22 protein-coding genes and 1 riboswitch are annotated in these 19,751 nt (G+C 64.8%); of the genes, 12 read left to right on the forward strand and 10 right to left on the reverse strand.

What is annotated here, in order from left to right; all coding sequences use genetic code 11:
• Positions 1 to 38: 38 nt before the first annotated feature.
• The 3 genes from fahA to DXT59_RS21015 are packed head-to-tail and all read right to left on the reverse strand — an operon-like array spanning position 39 to position 4,092.
• Complete coding sequence (gene fahA / locus DXT59_RS21005; RefSeq protein ID WP_162878177.1) at positions 39 to 1,346, reverse strand: fumarylacetoacetase; 1,308 nt, start codon at positions 1,344 to 1,346, stop codon at positions 39 to 41.
• Positions 1,347 to 1,348: 2 nt separating this feature from the next.
• A complete protein-coding gene (gene hmgA / locus DXT59_RS21010) occupies positions 1,349 to 2,689 on the reverse strand; it encodes a homogentisate 1,2-dioxygenase (RefSeq protein WP_116138791.1) in 1,341 nt (446 codons plus the stop codon).
• A 47-nt stretch (positions 2,690 to 2,736) separates the two neighbouring features.
• Positions 2,737 to 4,092: an MFS transporter gene (locus DXT59_RS21015; RefSeq protein WP_116138792.1), complete on the reverse strand. Its 1,356-nt coding sequence runs from the start codon at positions 4,090 to 4,092 to the stop codon at positions 2,737 to 2,739.
• Positions 4,093 to 4,314: 222 nt separating this feature from the next.
• Here DXT59_RS21015 and DXT59_RS21020 point away from each other — a divergent pair, with 222 nt between their 5' ends.
• Positions 4,315 to 5,130 carry an EAL domain-containing protein gene (locus DXT59_RS21020; RefSeq protein ID WP_116138793.1) on the forward strand — a complete coding sequence of 272 codons (816 nt, stop codon included), beginning with the start codon at positions 4,315 to 4,317 and terminating at the stop codon, positions 5,128 to 5,130.
• Here the strand turns inward: DXT59_RS21020 and DXT59_RS21025 are convergent.
• Positions 5,127 to 5,957 (reverse strand): IclR family transcriptional regulator, encoded by an 831-nt coding sequence (locus DXT59_RS21025; protein WP_162878178.1) that lies wholly within the window; start codon positions 5,955 to 5,957, stop codon positions 5,127 to 5,129. The two genes, DXT59_RS21020 and DXT59_RS21025, sit on opposite strands and share 4 nt — an antisense overlap.
• A gap of 82 nt (positions 5,958 to 6,039) precedes the next feature.
• Here DXT59_RS21025 and DXT59_RS21030 point away from each other — a divergent pair, with 82 nt between their 5' ends.
• From DXT59_RS21030 to DXT59_RS21045, 4 genes are all read left to right on the forward strand, one after another.
• Positions 6,040 to 7,230 (forward strand): acyl-CoA dehydrogenase, encoded by a 1,191-nt coding sequence (locus tag DXT59_RS21030; RefSeq protein WP_116138872.1) that lies wholly within the window; start codon positions 6,040 to 6,042, stop codon positions 7,228 to 7,230.
• A 339-nt stretch (positions 7,231 to 7,569) separates the two neighbouring features.
• Positions 7,570 to 7,872: an ElaB/YgaM/YqjD family protein gene (locus DXT59_RS21035; protein WP_116138794.1), complete on the forward strand. Its 303-nt coding sequence runs from the start codon at positions 7,570 to 7,572 to the stop codon at positions 7,870 to 7,872.
• A gap of 126 nt (positions 7,873 to 7,998) precedes the next feature.
• The gene (locus DXT59_RS21040; protein WP_116138795.1) at positions 7,999 to 8,385 is read left to right on the forward strand and encodes a phage holin family protein; all 387 of its coding nucleotides are present in this window, start codon (positions 7,999 to 8,001) and stop codon (positions 8,383 to 8,385) included.
• Between the two features lie 160 nt (positions 8,386 to 8,545).
• On the forward strand, positions 8,546 to 8,932 hold the full coding sequence (locus tag DXT59_RS21045; RefSeq protein WP_240324605.1) for a DUF3318 domain-containing protein: 387 nt from the start codon (positions 8,546 to 8,548) through the stop codon (positions 8,930 to 8,932).
• An 80-nt stretch (positions 8,933 to 9,012) separates the two neighbouring features.
• Here the strand turns inward: DXT59_RS21045 and DXT59_RS21050 are convergent, their stop codons facing one another.
• The 6 genes from DXT59_RS21050 to glyA form a co-directional block, all read right to left on the reverse strand.
• The gene (locus DXT59_RS21050; protein ID WP_240324606.1) at positions 9,013 to 9,495 is read right to left on the reverse strand and encodes a type IV pilin protein; all 483 of its coding nucleotides are present in this window, start codon (positions 9,493 to 9,495) and stop codon (positions 9,013 to 9,015) included.
• A 59-nt stretch (positions 9,496 to 9,554) separates the two neighbouring features.
• Entirely contained in the window at positions 9,555 to 10,019 is a 465-nt protein-coding gene (locus DXT59_RS21055; RefSeq protein WP_162878179.1) for a pilus assembly PilX family protein, read from the reverse strand.
• Positions 10,020 to 10,081: 62 nt separating this feature from the next.
• Complete coding sequence (locus DXT59_RS21060; protein ID WP_116138798.1) at positions 10,082 to 10,951, reverse strand: PilW family protein; 870 nt, start codon at positions 10,949 to 10,951, stop codon at positions 10,082 to 10,084.
• A 424-nt stretch (positions 10,952 to 11,375) separates the two neighbouring features.
• Positions 11,376 to 11,957, reverse strand: coding sequence for a GspH/FimT family pseudopilin (locus DXT59_RS21070; RefSeq protein WP_240324607.1), 582 nt, complete (start codon positions 11,955 to 11,957; stop codon positions 11,376 to 11,378).
• Positions 11,958 to 12,117: 160 nt separating this feature from the next.
• A complete protein-coding gene (gene nrdR / locus DXT59_RS21075) occupies positions 12,118 to 12,597 on the reverse strand; it encodes a transcriptional regulator NrdR (protein WP_116138801.1) in 480 nt (159 codons plus the stop codon).
• Between the two features lie 6 nt (positions 12,598 to 12,603).
• Positions 12,604 to 13,851 carry a serine hydroxymethyltransferase gene (gene glyA, locus DXT59_RS21080; RefSeq protein ID WP_116138802.1) on the reverse strand — a complete coding sequence of 416 codons (1,248 nt, stop codon included), beginning with the start codon at positions 13,849 to 13,851 and terminating at the stop codon, positions 12,604 to 12,606.
• 159 nt (positions 13,852 to 14,010) lie between these two features.
• Positions 14,011 to 14,110, reverse strand: a riboswitch (ZMP/ZTP riboswitch).
• Positions 14,111 to 14,305: 195 nt separating this feature from the next.
• Here glyA and ybgC point away from each other — a divergent pair.
• From ybgC to ybgF, 7 genes are all read left to right on the forward strand, one after another.
• Positions 14,306 to 14,776 carry a tol-pal system-associated acyl-CoA thioesterase gene (gene ybgC, locus DXT59_RS21090; protein ID WP_116138803.1) on the forward strand — a complete coding sequence of 157 codons (471 nt, stop codon included), beginning with the start codon at positions 14,306 to 14,308 and terminating at the stop codon, positions 14,774 to 14,776.
• A 151-nt stretch (positions 14,777 to 14,927) separates the two neighbouring features.
• Positions 14,928 to 15,605, forward strand: coding sequence for a protein TolQ (tolQ, locus tag DXT59_RS21095; protein ID WP_102647856.1), 678 nt, complete (start codon positions 14,928 to 14,930; stop codon positions 15,603 to 15,605).
• A 10-nt stretch (positions 15,606 to 15,615) separates the two neighbouring features.
• Positions 15,616 to 16,068 (forward strand): protein TolR, encoded by a 453-nt coding sequence (gene tolR, locus DXT59_RS21100; protein WP_116138804.1) that lies wholly within the window; start codon positions 15,616 to 15,618, stop codon positions 16,066 to 16,068.
• Positions 16,065 to 17,051 carry a cell envelope integrity protein TolA gene (tolA, locus tag DXT59_RS21105; protein WP_116138805.1) on the forward strand — a complete coding sequence of 329 codons (987 nt, stop codon included), beginning with the start codon at positions 16,065 to 16,067 and terminating at the stop codon, positions 17,049 to 17,051. The genes tolR and tolA overlap by 4 nt, the downstream gene beginning before the upstream one ends.
• 110 nt (positions 17,052 to 17,161) lie before the next feature.
• A complete protein-coding gene (tolB, locus tag DXT59_RS21110; protein ID WP_116138806.1) occupies positions 17,162 to 18,454 on the forward strand; it encodes a Tol-Pal system beta propeller repeat protein TolB in 1,293 nt (430 codons plus the stop codon).
• Positions 18,455 to 18,473: 19 nt separating this feature from the next.
• On the forward strand, positions 18,474 to 18,977 hold the full coding sequence (gene pal, locus DXT59_RS21115; RefSeq protein WP_116138807.1) for a peptidoglycan-associated lipoprotein Pal: 504 nt from the start codon (positions 18,474 to 18,476) through the stop codon (positions 18,975 to 18,977).
• Positions 18,978 to 18,999: 22 nt separating this feature from the next.
• Complete coding sequence (gene ybgF / locus DXT59_RS21120) at positions 19,000 to 19,749, forward strand: tol-pal system protein YbgF (RefSeq protein WP_116138808.1); 750 nt, start codon at positions 19,000 to 19,002, stop codon at positions 19,747 to 19,749.
• Positions 19,750 to 19,751 lie beyond the last annotated feature (2 nt).

Consider the following 19,751-nt stretch of genomic DNA (forward strand, 5'->3'; position numbering starts at 1 on the left):
CGGGCGCCCCGCCTTGCGGTGCTGCGTTAGACCATCATTCAGCCACGAGCCGGCAAGATCTTGCCGACGCACGCTCCGAAGCCCACGCGGTAGCCTTCGCCCTGACACCAGCCGGCGAGCGTCAGCTCGTCGCCGTCGATGATGAACGTGCGCGTGCCGCCGCCCGCTAGCGTCAACGGTCGAGCCCCGTTCCAGGTCAACTCCAGCAACGAACCAAACGAATCTTCCGTCGGCCCGCTGATCGTGCCCGAGCCCATCAGATCGCCCACACGCGTATTGCATCCCGACACGGTGTGATGAGCGAGTTGCTGAGCCATCGTCCAGTACATGTGCTTGAAGTTCGTGCGCGCGATCGTCGTCGCTTCGTTCGCCCCGTCCGGACGCAGCCGCACTTCGAGCGAGACGTCGAACGCATGCGCCCCTTCATGCCGCAAATATTCCAATGGTTCAGGCGTCTGCTCGGGCTGCGCGACACGGAACGGCTCGAGGGCGTCGAGCGTCACGATCCAGGGCGAGATGGTCGTCGCGAACGTCTTCGCGTTGAACGGCCCGAGCGGCACGTATTCCCACTGCTGTATATCCCGCGCGCTCCAATCGTTGAGCAGCACCATGCCGAAAATATGATCCTCGGCCTCGCCGCAAGCGATCGGCTCGCCGAGCGCATTGCCACGCCCCACGATAAAGCCGGTCTCGAGTTCGATGTCGAGCTTGCGGCACGCGCCGTAGACGGGGCGGTCCGCGTCGGGAAGTTTCAATTGCCCCATCGGGCGGCGCACGCTCGTGCCGCTGACGACGACCGACGAGGCCCGGCCGTTGTAGCCGATCGGCATCTCCGACCAATTGGGCAGCAGCGCATTCTTCGGATCGCGGAACATCGAGCCGACGTTCGTCGCATGTTCCTTCGACGAATAAAAGTCGGTGTAGCCGGGAATCTCGACGGGCAGATGCATCGTCGCGCTTTGCATCGGCACGAAAACGCGCTCGCGCAACGCAGCGTCGTCGCGCAGCGTTGCGCACGCCGCATCGAGCAGCGCGCTCAATTGGATCCGCACGCCGCGCCACGCATCGCGCCCGAGCGCGATGAACGCATTGAGCGACGCACGGGCGAACACGTCTTCATCGGCATCGAGTTCGAGTCGCCCGGCGGCGCGCAGCGCGGCGAGATCGACGATCCAGTCGCCGATCGCCACGCCCGCGCGCGGCGCCGGATTGCGCACGTCAGTAAAGATGCCGAACGGCAGGTTTTGGATCGAGAAATCGCAAGCCGCGTCGTTGGCGGACGCGAGCCAACTGCGCTTGGCGGGGTCGAGCGTTTGCGCGAGCGCTGTCGAAAGATCTTGGGTCATGCTTATCGCCGTTCCGGATTGAAATGCTTGGTCAAGCCTTGCCAGCACTCGAAATAGTCCGCTTGCAATTGCACGCTATCGAGCGCGAAGCGCGTGGGCTTGAGCAGCGTGCGCGTCTCGAACATGAACGCGAGCGTATCGCCGACCTTTTGCGGCTTGCTGGTATCGATCTTTGACGCCTTCTCGAACGTGTCCGCATCGGGCCCGTGGCCGGACATGCAGTTGTGCAGACTCGCGCCGCCGGGCACGAACCCCTCCGCCTTGGCGTCGTATACGCCGTGCACGAGCCCCATGAACTCGCTGGCGACGTTGCGGTGGAACCAAGGCGGGCGGAAGGTATCCTCGCCCGTCAGCCAGCGCGGCGGGAAAATCACGAAGTCGATCGAATCGACACCCGGCGTATCGCTTTGCGATTGCAGCACGAGAAAGATCGAGGGATCGGGATGGTCGAAGCTGATCGAGCCGATCGTGTTGAAACGGCGCAAATCGTACTTGTACGGTGCATAGTTTCCGTGCCAGGCGACGACGTCGAGCGGCGAGTGGCCGATATCGGCGCGCCACAGCTTACCGTTCAGCTTCGTGACGAGTTCGAACGCTCCCTCTCGGTCCTCATAAGCCGCGTGCGGCGTGAGGAAGTCGCGCGGATTGGCGAGCCCGTTCGAGCCGATCGGGCCCAGATCGGGCAGACGCAGCAGCGCACCGAAGTTTTCGCAGACGTAGCCGCGCGCTTGTCCGTCGGCGAGCGTCACCGAAAAACGCACGCCGCGCGGTACGACCGCGATTTCGCACGGCTCGAGCTCGAGCACACCCATTTCCGTGGCGATGCGCAACCGCCCTTCCTGCGGCACGATGAGCAATTCGCCGTCGGCGTTGTAGAAGAATCGATCGGTCATCGAACGATTCGCGGCATACAGATGAATCGCGCAACCCGACATCGCCTCGGCCGCGCCGTTGCCGGCCATCGTGACGAGGCCTTCCACGAAGTCGGTCGGCTCGGCCGGCATCGGTAGCGGATCCCAGCGCAATTGGTTCGGAGGCGTAGCCGGCGTTTCGGCGAAGTTCGCGACGAGCCGCGACTTGCCCTCGGCCGTGCGCGGGACGAACGGCTCGAACGGCCGATGCACCGCGGCGGGCCGGATCCGATAGAGCCAACTGCGGCGGTTATGCGCGCGCGGCGCCGTGAAGGCCGTGCCCGAGAGTTGCTCGGCGTAAAGCCCATAAGGCGCGCGCTGCGGCGAGTTGCGGCCGGCCGGCAGCGCCCCGGGCAGCGCCTCGGTGGCGAATTCGTTCGCGAAACCGGACTGGTAGCCGGGCTCCACGTCGCGGCGAGAGACGTCTTGCATGACTGAAGTTCTCCGTTAAACGATAAATCGATGCGGGACGCACACGGTCAAACGGCGGCCGGCGAGCCGGCCCGGCGCCCGCGCGTCGCGCCGGCAAGCGCGATGACGAACAAGGCGGAGCACAGCACCGGCACTGCGGCGGCGCGGAACAATGCGGCGTCCGACCATTGCAGCGCGATCAGTTGCCCGCCCACGAGCGGCCCGAGTACCGAGCCCACCCGGCCGATGCCGAGGCTCCAGCCGATCCCGGTGGAGCGCAGCGCCGTGGGGTAGTACTGACCGGCAAGCGCATTGACGGCGGGCTGCCCGCCGACGACGCAAAAACCGCCGGCAAACACGGCCACGAGCAGCCAAGGCAGCATATGCGCCACGCTGCCGATGAGCCCGACGGAGACGGCGGCGCCGGCGAACGAGACGATGAGCACGCGCACGAAGCCGTAGCGCTCGATGAACCAGCCCAGCAACAGCGTGCCGATGACGCCGCCCGTTTGCAGCGTCGTACCGACGAGCACGGCCGTACCGGCGGTGTACCCCGCGGCGCGCATGACCGTCGGCAGCCAGTTCGAAAGGAAATAGAGGTCGATCAGATTCATGAAGCTGATCGCCCACAGCAAGAGCGTGACCGGCATGCGCCCGGCGCGGAACAGTTCCGCCACGGGCGCGCCGCCGTCGTTGCGCTCGCGCACGACGAGGCGCGTCGCCGGGCCGAGGGCAAGCGCGGGATCGAACGTCGCGAGCCATGCCTTGGCCTGCTCCATCCGCCCCTTGAGCACGAGAAACTGCAGCGATTCGGGCAGCGCGAACACCATCGCGATGCCGAGCGCGAGCGGCACGGCGCCGCCGACGTAGAACACCGACCGCCAGCCGTAGCCCGGAATCAGCGCGGCGCTGACGAAGCCGCCGAGCGCGGCGCCGACCGTGAAGCCGCAAGAAATCAGCATCATCCGCTTCACGCGATGCGCTTGCGGCGAAAACTCGCCGACGAGCGCCATCGCGTTCGGCATGATGCAGCCGAGCCCCAGCCCGGTCGCGAAACGCACCGCAATCAGTTGCGGGATCGTGGTCACGAACGGCGTCGCCAGCATCAGCAAGGCGAACGCCAGCGTCGCGCCGATGAGCACGGGCCTGCGGCCGATGCGGTCGGCCAGCACCGACAAACCGAGCGCGCCGAGCAGCATGCCGAACAGACTTGCGCTGAAGACCGGCCCGAGCGCGGCCTTCGACACATGCCATTCGGCAATGACGCTCGGCGCCACATAGCCCATCGCTTGGGCGTCGAAACCGTCGATAACGAGCGCAAGCGCCGTCAGGGCCAGCAACATGAAATGAAAGGCGGGATGGTGCTTGGCGTCGAGCGCGCGCTCGACTTCGATGATGTCGGCTTGCGTCGGCTGGCTGCTCATCGTCTTCGTCTCCTCGTTGGGTATCCGCGGTGATCTCGTCGGGCGTCGCTACGTCGGGCGTCGCCGCCGTCTCACCGAATTTACGCATAGTAAAACGGATTACGCATAGTTAAATCAACGTAAACCCCGATGGAAGCCTCGGCGATACTGTAGATATAAGTATTTAGCTGATGCCGATGACGCGCAGCCTGGTACTATCGTCTGCGTGCCTTATTTCCCCCGATGATCCCGCCAACCATTCCCGCGCTCGTTGCGCGAGCCGCCGATCACCCCTCCTTGCGCGAGCACTTATCGCTCGACGAGCGCGAGCAGGTCGCGTTTGCGCGCTTTCATGACGTTCGGCTGCAAAGCGCCTACCAGCCCATCTTCGACGTCAGCATGAGCGGTATGCAGACGCTATGGAGTTCGCCTGAAAAGGCAGACCGGTTCGGCGACGAACTGGGCTTCCAGGCGTTGACCGAGCGTGCCGACGGCGAAACGTTCGATCCGTTCGACACCGTCACCGACGATCGCGAACTCGTGACGCTCGATCGCCTGGCGCGGACGCTGCACGCCGTGAATTTCTTCGGCGCGCAGCGCCACGGCCTACTTTTCCTGCGCGTGCACGAACGGCTGCTCAAGAGCGTCAAATACGACCACGGGCAGCACTTCTCGTCGGTGCTGATCGGCTTCGGGCTCAATCCGGCGCGCGTCATCATCGAGTTGCCGAGCGCCGCCGTGGCGCACCGCACGTTTCTCGGCTACCTGGCCAACAGTTACCAGCGCTACGGTTTCAAGGTGGCGGGCAATCTGCCCAATGCCGGGCATATTTTGTCGGTGTCGGACATGGCGCGGCTCGACTTCATCAAGATCGACGGCGGCGCCGTGCTGCGCGATGCGATGGCCAAGCCGCTGATTGCGTACGCGAACCGGCTCGGCATTCCGCTCATTTTCGATCGCGTGGCCACCGAGGCGCAGTTCGACACGCTGGCCCAGTTCGGCGCCCGCTTCGTCCAAGGCCCGCTGTTCGAGCCGAAGAAGGCTTGCGCGCTGCGTTAGCGCGCCTCGCCCAGGCGCCGCGCCAACGCGCGTAGACGCGGGCCGATGCGCTCGCGAAACATCGCTTCCCCCATCGATGAGGCCGGCCCGCTGCAACTGAGCACGAGCCAGCGGCCGTCGCGCGGATCGCGAAACGGCACGGCCACCGCATTGACGTCGTCATGCCAGTCGCGAAACGAAAAACAGCAACCCTCGCGCGCGAACGCCCCGACCTCGCGCCTAGCAGCTTGGACTTGCGCGGCTCGCTCCCGGCGATCCTCGCCACCGGCCGCTTCCAGCTCGGCGAGCAAGGCCTCGCGCTCCTCAGCGCCGATGACGGCCAGATAGGCCCGCCCCATCGAACTCGTCAGCATCGATAGCCGCGAACCCGACGCGAGGCCGAGCGTGAGCGCTGTCTCGCTGCGGATCGTCTCCAGATAGATCATGTCCAGCGCGTCCCGGCAACCGAGCGAGACCGCCGCCCCGACCTCGCGCGCCAACGTGCGCATATGCGGACGCGCCAACTCCAGCGTGTCCGTGCCGGCCAGCAGACCGAAGCCGAGCGAGAGCACGCCCGCATCCAGCGCGTACTTGCCGAGCGTTTCGTCAAAACGCAAGTAGCCCAGTACCGTCAACGTGTAGGCAAGCCGATTGACCGTGGCTTTCGGCAGTCCCGTGCGCGCGACGAAATCGCGATTGCCGAGCAACGTGTCGCCGGGCCGGAAAGCCCGCAAGAGCTCGAGCCCACGAGCGAGCGCGACGACGAACTTGCGATCGTCGATGTCCTCCGAGAGTGAAAGCGGCTCGGCGACGGGACCGGTTGAAGAGCGAACGGTGGAAGCGCGCATCGGCGGGTGATAAACTCGATCGTATTTGCAAAACAGTGTTCCGCATAGCGGAACTTTAGTCAAGCATCGAAAGGAGATGACGATGGCCGACGCCGCCCGGTTTCAGTGGGACGACCCGCTGCTGCTCGATCAGCAGTTGAGCGAAGACGAACGGATGGTGCGCGATGCCGCGCGCGCCTACGCGCAAGACAAACTGCTGCCGCGCGTCACCGAAGCATTCCGTCACGAGCGGACCGACATCGAGATCTTCCGGGAGATGGGCGAACTCGGCCTGCTCGGCCCGACGATCCCCGACACGTACGGCGGCCCGGGATTGAACTACGTGAGCTACGGCCTGATCGCGCGCGAAGTCGAGCGCGTGGATTCGGGCTATCGCTCGATGATGTCGGTGCAATCCTCGCTCGTCATGGTGCCGATCTTCGAGTTCGGCTCCGACGCGCAAAAAGCCAAATATCTGCCGAAGCTCGCCACGGGAGAATGGATCGGCTGCTTTGGTTTGACCGAACCGAATCACGGCTCGGACCCGGGCAGCATGGTCACGCGGGCGCGCAAGGTCGACGGCGGCTACTCGCTCTCGGGCGCGAAAATGTGGATTACGAACTCGCCGATCGCCGACGTGTTCGTGGTCTGGGCCAAGCTCGAGGAGAACGGCGCCGATGCGATCCGCGGCTTCATTCTGGAAAAAGGCTGGAAGGGGCTGACGGCGCCGGCGATCCACGGCAAGGTTGGGCTGCGCGCGTCGATCACGGGCGAAATCGTCCTCGACGACGTGTTCGTCCCGCAGGAGAACATGTTGCCGGGCGTCAGCGGTTTGCGCGGCCCGTTTACCTGCCTGAACTCGGCTCGCTACGGAATCGCCTGGGGCGCGCTCGGGGCCGCGGAATCGTGCTGGCACACGGCTCGCCAATACGTGCTCGACCGCAAGCAGTTCGGCCGCCCGCTGGCGGCCAACCAGTTGATTCAAAAGAAACTCGCCGATATGCAAACCGAGATCACGCTCGGCCTGCAAGGCGTGCTGCGCCTCGGACGCATGAAGGACGAAGGCACGGCCGCCACTGAAATCACGTCGATTATGAAACGCAATTCGTGCGGCAAGGCGCTCGAAATCGCGCGGCTTGCCCGCGACATGCTCGGCGGCAACGGCATTTCGGACGAGTTCGGCGTGGCGCGCCATCTCGTCAATCTCGAAGTCGTGAACACCTACGAAGGTACGCACGATATCCACGCGCTGATCCTCGGCCGCGCGCAAACCGGGATTCAGGCGTTCTTCTGATCGAATCGATCGGCTTGCTCACTTCAGACGAATCCTCTGCGTCGAGCCCAAACCAAACCGGCCGCAAGCTCCTTGAGGCGTGCGGCCGGTTTCGTCTTGGGCCGCCTCGGCAGGCATCCGCGCTCGACTGCCCACGTCTTTGTAATTTCGTCTCGCCGCCAAGACACTGCGGATGACCTGACCTGCGTCGACTCGGCGTGCGTTCGTGCCTGCATACTATGAGTGCGTATGAGTGCGCCGCCGGGAATGATTCGTGCGCGGCGCGAACTAGGCCGCAGCACACCGCCGATCGTCCTATCTTTGGTACGATGCACGCGTGCACGATACAAGGGGGCTCTAATGTCAGAAGTCAACAAGGAGAGATTGATGTCCGATATCCGTACCGTCCTCGCCGACGCCGAGGACCTTTTGAAGCAAGCGGCCAGCGCGACCGGCGAACGCGCTTCCGAATTGCGCGAAACCGCGCTCGGCCGCTTGAAGCAAGCGAAGGAAAAAGCGGCGGACGTCCAAGTGGTTGTCGTCGAGAAAGGCAAGAAGGCCGTACGCGCCACCGACGACTATGTCCACGAACATCCATGGACGGCCATCGGTATCGCGGCCGGCGTGGGCGTGCTCGTCGGCCTGCTGATCAACCGCAAATAACCGCGCCCGCGCGCGAAGGGCGGCCCGCGTCCTTCCATCCGCGGGCTTTTGCCGAGCATGGCCGGAGCCGGGTGACGCCCGCTCCGCCAATGCAGGCCGTCGCATTGCATGCATTTTCGCCAATCCATGCCAAACGATACGCATTCGCAGCACGCCGGCCACGGGCCGTTGCGCCGCATGATCGGATCGGTGCTCGCCCTGTTTCACGCGCGCCTCGAGCTGATCGGCATCGAGTTGGCCGAGGAGCGCGAGCGCCTCGTCGCCGTGATCTTCCTCGGGCTCGTCGCCGCGATCTTCGCGCTGATGGCGCTCATCAGCTTGACGGCCCTGGTTGCCGTCGCCTTCTGGGACACCTATCGCTGGCAAGTGCTGGCCGGCATCACCGGCGTCTACGCGATCGGCGCGCTCATCTGCGCGCTGCGCGCGCGTAGCGGCTTGCGCGCGGCGCCGATCGTGTTCGAGGCCGTCTTGCACGAATTCGAGAAGGACCGCGACATGTTCCGCGAACCGTGATCGCGACCGCGCGCCGGACTTGCGCTGTCGTGCGGCGCGCCCCTCGTTGCGATTTCCGGCCCTTTCGGCTCTTCGAACCTGCGCCCCTATGAACCAAATCCCCTCCTCAAGCTCGGCACACCGTAAGCGTTCCTCGGTGCGGGACGCCAGCACCCCGCAGATGCGCGCCGTCCGCAAGGAGTTGCTGTTGCTGCGCGCCGAGGTCGAGCGTGCCGAATTCATTCAAGCGCGCGCGGAGCTACAGCGCAAATTCGCCAGCCTCGGTTGGATCAAGCTGCTCGTGCCGGGATTGGGCCGCACGCGCGGGAAGCCGTCGGCGCGCGGCGTCAATGCAACGATCAGCGATTGGGTCTTCCAACATCCGCTCGTGACTTCGCTGGCGTCACTCGTAATAGGCAAGCCGCTGCGTGCGACGGTGGCCGCCGGCGCCAAGCCGTTGCTCAAATGGGGCGCCTTGGGTGCGGCCGCTTTCGCCGGGCTGCGCGCCTGGAGTCATTTCTCGCACCGGCACGACGAAGCGGGCGGCGCGGACGAAGCCAGCGAGTAGCCGCGCCCGTTGCCTCACGATAAGCGATAAGCGCGTGCCCGCCCGGCATGGCGGCTCATGAGCCGTAGCCGGACTTCTCGTTAAATCGCCCGCCCGGCCCAGCAGCGCTCGACACTGGCGCCGCCCATCGCCGCGCCCAGATTCGAACGGAATCCAAGGGCATCGAGCACGAACACCCCGCACGCGTCGCCGCGCATCGGGCCATCGGCCTCGGGAATCGCTTTAAGCGCGTATCCCCCGCTTGCCTCGCCGTTCGCGGACACCTCCAGCCGATAGACGGCCCTTCCCCGCTCCGGCACACGATCGAGGCCGGGGGGCAACCGAGGCGCTGTCCGTAACGGCGAGGCATCGGCGGCGATATGTTGCGCGGCCCGATGCAACGCCATCACGGCATCGATCCGGTGGCCTCGTGCGCAGTAGGCCCGATATGACGGTATGGCGTATGCGGTCAGCACGGCTGCCACAGCCAGCGCAATGACGACTTCGAGCATCGAAAAGCCCGTCCCGTTCGTGCGTTGGAGACGAGCGAGTGCTGCGGCGGAGGCCGGAGGGGTTCGCATCATGGCGTCGTTCATCTCTCTCCCGATTCGTCGTTGTGGTGGATGATGCTCTGCCAGCGGCATTAGTTCGTGGTCGGCGCGGACAGGATGCGCCGCCATGCCTGCCGCTCCCGGCCCGACTCGCGCGCAATCGTCAGTTCGAGCCAAGCTTGCGTCGATTCGAGCGCACCGAACCCACGTGCGGTGATTCGATAGGCTCGCGCTTGTTCATCGCTTTCGGGGCCTTCGAGGCTATCGGGGCCCACGGCTTCGATCACACAGTGCGGCGGGCGCGCCGAACCGGGCCACGACGGCACGGGCTCGTACGCGGCAAGCCCGTCGAAAGCCGTTCGCTGCGCCGGCGCCGTATGCCACGCGGGATGCGCGGGTGCGATGCCGGCGCGCCAGTCGCGGACGCATAGGGCCAGCGCGCTGTCGGCCGCTTGCGACGCCCGCAAATGCTCGCGCAGATTGTCGTCGAATCGGTTTCGCGCCATCGACACCTCGAGCCACGCAGCCGATGTCGCCAACATCATCGAAGCAAGCATCAATGCGCTCGGCAGCGCGACACCTCTGTGGCGACGCCACGATCGACGACAACGGAGGACCGTCATAGCAGCGTCCCAGCCTGGTTGCGCACAACCACACGACGCGACAACGACAACCGAGCGCGTCCGTCATCGCTCGAAACATACTGCCCGTCGCAACCGACGAAGCCACCGGCGCCCACGATGCGCCGTCCGCGCGCAACGACACATAAGTCGACCGCCAGCACTTCGGCCCACCGCACCGGCGTAAGGGAGACGGTACTCGCACGAACGGGTTCGCTGGCCCCCGGCAGCCAATAGCGGATTTCCATTCGCTCGATCCCTTCGACAATCGGCTGCGGCGTCCCACCGCCCCCGTTGCCGGCGCAATACAGTTCCGGCTCGCCACGCCGCGGCGGTTGAGCGACGTAAAACCGGTTGACGATCGTAGCCTGTGCTCCGGAGCGCCCGACGCCTTGCCCGAGACAATCAGTCGCCTCGCCCGAGGCCCCGCGCCAAGTGGCCACCGCATCGTCGATATAGCGCACGACGATCTCGTCCGACCCTGCGCGAACCGCGCGATCGCCGATACAGCCCAGCTCATCGGGCTCGTTGCCGGCAACGAGCCGAGCGGACTGACAACCGAAAACGCCTGGAGAGACGTGGGCCTTTAGCGCCGGTTCGCCGACGGGCGCAAACCCGGCTAGCTGGATCTGCTGTCCGACGAGCATCAGCGCCGCGGCTGCCGCCTCATACATGCGAGCCCCATCGGCCGCCCGATCGAACGATTCGCGATGGCTTCGATACAAGGCCAACGCGCCGGCTAGCACGCCTAGCCCGATCGCCGCAGCGATCAACCACTCGAGCAGCAAATGGCCGCGTTGCCCGCGCGAGGAGCGTGGTCTCGCCGCACGCGCAAGCGCCCGTATTGCGCCGTCCAGCCTCGCTCGCATTATTTCCCTCCCGCGAAGAACGAGAGTGCGATACATGACGCGGGCGCGTAGCCATCAGCGGCCGAGCAAGGGTCTGAATCGGGAGGGCGCCCGTGCTCGGCCCCGCCCGGCCAATGCACGACGACAGAAGCGATATCGCCCCGGCCATCGCTTATCTCAACCTTTGTACCCGGCGCAATCGCCTGTGCGCGCGCTCGCGAATACTCGAGCAGGACCGAATGTCCCTCGGGCAATCGCATGGTCTCGGCTATCGACGCGGCCAGCCATGAGGCCCGGGCGCGCCGCGTGGACGTGTCGGCCTCGTGCAGCGCCGCCAATCGAGCCGCGGCGACGCCGAGCATCGAAACGGCAACGAGTGACAACGCCACCAACACCTCGACCAAGGAAGCGCCAGCGCATCCGCGCGTATTGCAGCGGCTCGTATTCATGCGCCGCGGCCCCGATCGCATCCGCCGCGGTCCAGCCTCGGCCGTCCACCCGCGGCGATGCGAATACACCGGCGCAAACGATCGGCATCGCTTGCCCCGATCGCACCCGCCGCCGCGAGTTCGAAGCGGCGAAAACCACCGATGACCTGCCCAGCCGGTGGCGTGAATTCGACCGGCACTGTGCGCGCGGCGATGGAGACGCCCGGCGCTCGCCGATAGACGCGCAACGCTTGCGCCGAGGGCCCGGGGTCCGCGACGACCGCCCAGCCGCACGACCACGCGATGGCGCCCCGTGGGCAAGGCTCGAAGCTAGGCGCGCAACGAGCCGTGCCATCGACGGCGCACACGACGACGCGAACCCCACGGGCGATCGCCTCGCCCCGAGCCAACGTCATGCTTGCGAGCAGCGCTCTGGCCGCCCCGTCCACACGATCGCGTGCATGCCAGGCCGAGAACATGGGCGCCGCGACCACGGCGGCCGATGCCGTCAACGCGATGACGACGAGTAGCTCGACGAGTGAAAAACCGCCGCGGCGCATGGCCCGGCGAACGTGGCCAGGCCCGAATACGTCTTGCATCTTTGCTCGCTCCGATCGTCGACACGTCGACAATCTAGCGAGTCCCGCCGCGCGGCACCATCGTCCGTTCGGCCTAATGGAGCGCCACGACCCCTGCGGCCGACAATGGCGCATTCATCGATTGCAGCGGAGAAAAGGCGTGGTTAAAGCAGAAAAGAGATCAGCGCTTGCGCGTGGGCTTGTCTTGCTTCGGCCGGCGAAACTCCTCGATCACATCCTCGAATTCGGATACGTCTTCGAAGCGCCGGTACACGGAAGCAAACCTCACATAGGCGATCTTGTCGAGCGCGAGCAACTCGTTCATCACGAGTTCGCCCAACCGTTCGCTACGCACTTCGCGCTCGCCGCTGCCGAGCAATTGATATTCGATGCGGGCCACCGCCGCATCGATGGCCTCGGCGGACACGGGGCGCTTGCGCAGCGCGAGCCGCATGCTCGCCGCGATTTTGCGGCGGTCGAATTCACTGCGGCTGCCATCCTTCTTGACCACCGCCGGCAGCGTCAACTCAACCCGCTCGTACGTCGTGAAACGCTTGTCGCAGGCTGGGCAGCGCCGGCGCCGCCGAATTGCGGCGCCGTCCTCCGATACGCGCGAGTCGACCACTTGCGTATCTTCGTGCCGGCAGAAGGGGCAGCGCATAGCCGGTTAGCGGTAGACGGGGAAGCGCTTCGTGAGCTCGCTCACCTGAGCACGCACGCGCTCGATCGTCGCCGCGTCTTCCGGATTGTCGAGCACGTCGGCGATGAGGTTGCCCACTTGCTCGGCTTCCTTCGGACCGAAACCGCGCGTCGTCATCGCGGGCGAGCCCAGACGAATACCGCTCGTCACGAAGGGCTTTTCCGGATCGTTCGGAATCGCGTTCTTGTTGACGGTGATATGCGCGGCGCCCAGTGCGGCTTCGGCGGCCTTGCCCGTGATTTTCTTGGCGCGCAGATCGACGAGCATGACGTGGCTTTCGGTGCGGCCCGACACGATCCGCAGACCGCGCTTGACAAGCGTTTCCGCCAGGACGCGAGCGTTTTCCACGACTTGTTGCTGGTACGTCTTGAATTCGGGCGACGCCGCTTCCTTGAATGCCACAGCCTTGCCGGCGATCACGTGCATCAGCGGGCCGCCTTGGATCCCGGGGAAGATGGCCGAGTTGATCTGCTTCTCGTACTCGGCCTTCATCAAGATCACGCCGCCGCGCGGGCCGCGCAAGCTCTTGTGCGTGGTCGTGGTGACGAAATCCGCGTGCGGGACGGGGTTCGGGTACACGCCGGCGGCGATGAGGCCCGCATAGTGCGCCATGTCGACCATCAGGTAAGCGCCGACCGACTTCGCGATCTTCGCCAGGCGCTCGAAGTCGATCTTCAGCGCGAACGCCGAGGCGCCCGCGACGATCAGCTTCGGCTTGTGCTCTTGCGCCAGCTTTTCGGCGGCATCGTAATCGATGTCTTCCGCTTCGTTCAGCCCGTAGCTGACGACGTTGAACCACTTGCCCGACATGTTCACGGGCGAGCCGTGCGTCAGGTGGCCGCCTTCGGCCAGGCTCATGCCCATGATCGTGTCGCCGGGCTTGAGCATCGCGAAGAACACGCCTTGGTTCGCCTGCGAGCCCGAGTTCGGCTGCACGTTGGCGGCCTCGGCGCCGAACAGCGCCTTGACGCGGTCGATCGCGAGCTGTTCCACGACGTCGACATACTCGCAGCCGCCGTAGTAACGCTTGCCGGGATAGCCCTCGGCGTACTTGTTCGTCAATTGCGAGCCTTGGGCGGCCATCACGGCCGGGCTCGTATAGTTTTCCGACGCGATGAGCTCGATATGCTCTTCCTGGCGGCGGTTTTCCTGCTGGATGGCGTTCCAGATTTCAGGATCGACGTTGGCGATGGTGCTTTGGGCTCTGTCAAACATACGCGTTCCGTTAAGGGTGGTCAGGTTGGCCGAATCGTGCGCGGGACACGTACCGGTCGTACGCTTGCGCTGCTGGCGGAAGGCCAGCCCAGACGTGGCGGAGATTTCCGTTGTGTGGGCGAGACAACCGCTGGCGACGCAAACGACGGCGCACCATCACTCGGCTGCCCAGGCGAACGGCAAAACGGCACCCTGCGCTTCACGGTGGGTCGCTCCACCTTGACCCCGAAGGGTTTTATCGCCAGTCACGCAGGGATGAGCGCGATAGTTTATGTGAAGCGCACCCGTTAGGCAATGTTAAGGGGCAGGCCTGCCCCCGGCTCGGCTCGGGATGCGCGCCGCACAGCGCGTCCTGCCCCCGGGCCGCCCCGGTCGAAAACCCGCAAACCCAGTACCGGCGGCCCTGCCCGCGCATTTTCGAGACCGGTTGGCACATCCGGTAAAATGCCGGGCCATGAACCAGCCAACCAGCCATCGCGGCGTGCAATTTAGCTTCGATTGGCCGATCCGCGTCTATTACGAAGATACCGATGCGGGCGGCATCGTCTTTTTCGCGAACTATCTGAAGTTTTTCGAGCGGGCGCGCACCGAATGGCTGCGTGCGTGCGGCATCGATCAACGCAGGCTCGCCGAGGAGCACGGCATCGTCTTCATCGTGAGTCAAACGGCCGTGCAGTACCGCGCGCCGGCCCGGCTCGACGATTTGCTGACCATCGCGAACCGCATCGAGCGGCTCGGCAAGGCGAGCGTCGAATTCGTCCAGGAGGCGTGGCGCGAGGATGCGCTGCTCGCCGTCGGCACGATTCGCGTCGGCTGCGTGGAGCTTGCCACGCTCAAGCCGGTGGCGTTGCCCGGCTCCGTATCCGATGCGCTGCGGCGCGATCCGCGCGCATTTATCGGGAGCGTGTCAACGGCAAACGCTTAATTTCCGTTGAGGACTACGTCGATGAACTAGTATCGTGCCGGTCGATACCAAACGGGGCTCCGCCTTGATGCATAAGGCTTTCAAGTGGCCGACTACTAGCCTTTGCGTAGCTTGCAGGACCTCGCCGTTCTGACGCATAAGCCTACTTTTTATGAATAACGCACAAGATTTGTCGATTATTTCCCTCGTCCTGAACGCGAGCGTGCTCGCGCAGGCGGTGATGGGGCTGCTGCTGCTGCTCTCGCTGATGTCGTGGACGTTCATCTTCCGCAAGTGGTTTGCCATCCGGCGGGCGCGGGCGCAAACTGAGCAATTCGAGCGCGATTTCTGGTCGGGCGGCGATCTCCAGGCGCTCTATCAAAGCGCCGCCAACAACCGCCATACGATCGGCGGGCTCGAGCGGATTTTCGAATCGGGCATGCGCGAATTCTTGAAAGGCAAGGAAAGGCGGATCAACGATCCGGGCGCGATCCTCGACGGCGCGCGCCGCGCGATGCGCGCGGCCTTCCAGCGCGAGATGGACGTGCTGGAGGCGAATCTGGCGTTCCTCGCGTCGGTCGGTTCGGTCAGCCCGTATATCGGCCTGTTCGGCACCGTGTGGGGGATCATGAACGCGTTCCGCGGTTTGGCCAACGTGCAGCAAGCCACGCTCGCGAACGTCGCGCCCGGCATCGCCGAAGCGCTGACGGCCACCGCGATCGGTCTGTTCGCGGCGATTCCGGCCGTGGTCGCCTATAACCGCTACGCTCACGATATCGATCGCCTCGCGATCCGCTTCGAAACGTTCATCGAAGAGTTCTCGAACATCTTGCAGCGCCAGGCGCATTAAGGAGCACGCGATGGCCGGCTCCACCAACCGATCCAGCATGCGCGGCGGCCGTTCGCGCCGCGCGATGGCCGACATCAACGTCGTGCCCTACATCGACGTCATGCTGGTGCTGCTCGTCATCTTCATGGTGACAGCACCGCTCGTCGCGCCCTCGATCGTGAATCTGCCCACGGTCGGCGGGGCGGCGCCGCAGCAGCAAACGCCGCCCGTCGTCGTGAACATTCGCGCCGACGGCAAGATCAGCGTGCGCTACAAGGACGATACGGGCGGCTCCGAGCAGGAACAGCAGATGACACGCGCCGATCTGAACAGCTTCGTGACCGAGCGCCAGGCGTCGCATCCCGATCAACCGGTCGTGATCGCCGCCGACAAGACCGTGCAGTACGACGCGGTCATGAAAGTGATGTCCGACTTGAAGGCGCGCGGCGTCAAGCGTGTGGGCTTGCTCGTCAAATCGCAATGAACCGCAAGAAGTCCGTCTATCCGCTTCAACCGCCTCGCGAACGCGGGACGTGGCGCGCGTTCGCCCTCGCGCTCGTGATGCACGTGCTGCTCGGACTGTTCCTGTACCACGGCATCCATTGGCAAAACAGCACGCCGGCCGGGGCGGAAGCCGAGATTTGGACCGATATCTCGCCCACGCCGGCGCCCACGCCCCCTCCTCCCGCGCCGCCCGTACGCGTGGAACCGGCGCCGCCGGTCGACCAAGAACAGGCCGATATCGCGCTGCAAGAAAAGAAGCGTAAGCAGCAAGAGGCGGCCCGCGCGGCCGAGCTTGCCGAAGTCCAGCGTCAAAAGGCGTTGAAGGAGCAGCAGGAGCAAGAGCGGCGTCAAGCGGAACTCGCGGCGCAAAAGGCCGCTGCCGCTCAGAAGCTCAAGCAGGAACAGGCCGAGAAGCTGCGCGAGCAACAGGAGCAGCAACAGCAAAAGCAAGCGCAACTGAAGAAGCAGGAACAGGAAAAGCAGGCGCAACTTAAGCAACAGCAAGAGGCCCAGCAAAAAGCCGAGGCCGACAAAGCCGCGAAGGCAAAGGCGGCGGCCGCCCAGCAGCAGGCCAAGCAGAAGCTCGAACAAGAGCGGCGCGCGCGGCTCGCGCAACTGCAAGGCATGGCGGGCCAAGGCGAAGGCGGCAACGGGCTCGCGAAGAGCGGCACGGGCAGCGGCTCGGGCGGCACAGCCGCGTCGCCCGGCTATGCCGACAAGGTGCGCCGGCGCGTGCGGCCGAACATTATTTGGGCGGGCGAAACAGCCGGGCTCGAAACAATCGTTTCGGTCCACTGCGCGCCGGACGGCCAGGTACTGTCGGCGTCGATTCAAAAGGGCAGCGGCAACGCCCAATGGGATCAGGCCGCATTGAACGCCGTGAACGCCTCGAATCCGATGCCGCTGGATACGAACGGGCGCGCGCCGGCGACGTTCCTGATCACGCTGCGGCCGGCGGGCTGACCGAACGCTAGGATGCGCGCCTCGATGATCCGGCCCCTGTCAGGAACGATTCGTGCATCCGAGAGTCTCTTGGCTGTCGTGCCACTTTTTCGTTTTTTGGGATTTTCAGCATGAGTTTGATGACGAAACTAGGCTTGCGGACTTTATTGGCGTCATGCCTGATCGCGTCGGCCGCCTCGGCGCACGCGCAGCTCAACGTGCTCGTCACGGGCGTCGGCTCCACGCAGTTTCCGATCGCGACGGCCAATTTCGCCGGCGAAACCGGGGCGCCGCAATCCGTCAGTGAAATCGTGCGTCAGGATCTGCAGCACAGCGGGAAGTTTTCGTTGATCGATGCCGGTTCCGCACCCATCTCCGAAACCGATTCCGTCGACCTGGGCGCCTGGAAGGTCAAGGGCGCCAATGCGTTCGTCGCGGGCAGCGTTCAGCGCACGGCGAACGGTCAATACGACGTGCGCTTTAGGCTCTACGACACGGTCAAGGGGCAAAGCCTCGGCGGTCTGTCGTTCACGACGCCGCCGGACAGCTTGCGGCTGACCGCGCACAAGATCGCCGATTACATCTATTGGAAGCTGCTCGGCACGCGCGGCGCCTTCGCGACGCGGCTGTCGTACGTGGTGAGAGTCGGCAACCGGTATCAACTGCAGATTTCGGATTCGGACGGCCAAGACGCGCACGTCGCGCTCTCGAGCCCCGAGCCGATCATCTCGCCCGCTTGGTCGCCCAACGGCACGAAGGTGGCTTACGTCTCGTTCGAAAAGCGTAAGCCGATCGTCTACATCCACGATTTGCCGACGGGGCGCCGCGTCGTCATCTCCGATCAGAAAGGCAGCAACAGCGCGCCGGCGTGGTCGCCGGACGGTCGCACCGTCGCGGTCGCATTGACGCTGACGGGCAATACGCAGATTTACGCCGTGAATGCGGACGGCGGCGGGCTGCGCCGTTTGTCGCACAGCACGTCGATCGATACGGAGCCCTTCTATTCGCCCGACGGCCAGTGGATCTACTTCACGAGCGACCGGGGCGGTCAACCGCAAATTTATAAGATGCCCGCACAGGGCGAGAGCGCCGGCGGCGCGCAGCGCGTGACGTTCACGGGGAACTACAACACGAGCCCGCGCGTGAGCCCGGACGGCAAGGAACTCGCCTACATCTCGCGTGTGGGCGGGGCCTTCAAGCTCTACATCCAGGACCTAGAGACCGGCGTCGCCACGGCCCTGACCGACACGACACATGACGAATCGCCGAGCTTCGCGGCGAATGGTCAATACGTTCTTTACGCCACTCAAGTGAACGGCCGTGGCGTGCTGGCCGCTGTTTCGACCGATGGTCGAACTCGGCAAATTTTGTCCGTTCGGGGCGGCGTTGTGACCGAGCCGTCTTGGGGTCCTTTTATGCAATGACACACAAGGAGAGTAAGAAATGATGTCGAAACTTCGTATCGCGTTTGCCGTGGCGCTCGTGAGCGCATTGGCAGCTTGCCATTCGGGCACGAAGCTGAATGAAAACCCGACGCAAGGCGCGGTCAGCACGCAGCCGAGCGAGAACACCGTCGCGCCGGTCACGGTTGACGAGCTGAGCAATCCGAACAGCCCGTTGGCCAAGCGCAGCGTGTACTTCGACTTCGACCAATACACGGTCAAGTCGGATTACGATTCGCTGCTGAAGGCGCACGCGCAATACCTGCAAAGCCATCCGCAACGTCACATCCTGATCCAAGGCAACACCGACGAACGCGGCACGTCCGAGTACAACCTGGCGCTGGGTCAGAAGCGTGCGCAAGCGGTTCTGCAAGCGTTGGAAGCGGACGGCGTGCCGGCATCGCAAATGGAAGCCGTGAGCCTCGGCAAGGAAAAGCCGATGGCGCAAGGTCACGATGAAGCTTCGTGGGCGCAAAACCGCCGCGCGGACATCATCTATCAGTAATTCGTAACGGGTGACAACGCGTATGACGCACCGTTTCTCCTGGCTGCGCGGTACCGCAGCCGTATGCGTGGCGGCCTCGGCGCTCGTCGCTGGGCCGGCTCACGCGGGTCTGTTCGACGACGACCAGGCCCGTCAGGCCATCCTCGACTTGCGAGCGAAGACGGACAACCTCACGAGTCAGTTGTCGGCGGCTCAGCGCTCCTTGATCGATCAACAGGGGCGCCTCGATCAGCTCAACCAGCAGATCGCGACGCTGCGCGGGCAAAACGAGGATCTGGCGAACCAGGTCACCACCCTGCAGAAGCAGCAAAAGGACTACTACACCGATCTCGACGGACGGCTCAAGAAGCTCGAGCCGCAGAGCGAGACGGTCGATGGAGTTCAAGGCACGGTGCAGCCCGGTGAAACGGATGCGTTCAACGCGGCATCGCAGCAGTTTCGCAGCGGCGACTTCAAAGGCGCGGCGGCGGCCTTCCGCAGCTTCGTCGCCAAGTATCCGCAAAGCCCCTACCAGCCGACGGCGCAGTACTGGCTCGGCAACGCGCTCTATGCGCTGAAGGACTACAAGGGCTCGACGGCGATTTGGCAAAACATCGTCAAGAACTACCCGCAGCATCCGCGCGCGCCCGAGGCGCTGCTGGCGATCGCGAACAACGAACTCGAGCAAGGCCAGAAGGCCGCGGCGCGTAAGACGTTGCAGACGATCGTTTCGCAGTACGCCGGGTCGGACGTGGCGCAGACCGCGCAGCAGAAGCTGGCGCAGATCAAGTAGAG

The organism is Trinickia diaoshuihuensis, assembly GCF_003390925.1.
Lineage (GTDB): Bacteria > Pseudomonadota > Gammaproteobacteria > Burkholderiales > Burkholderiaceae > Trinickia > Trinickia diaoshuihuensis.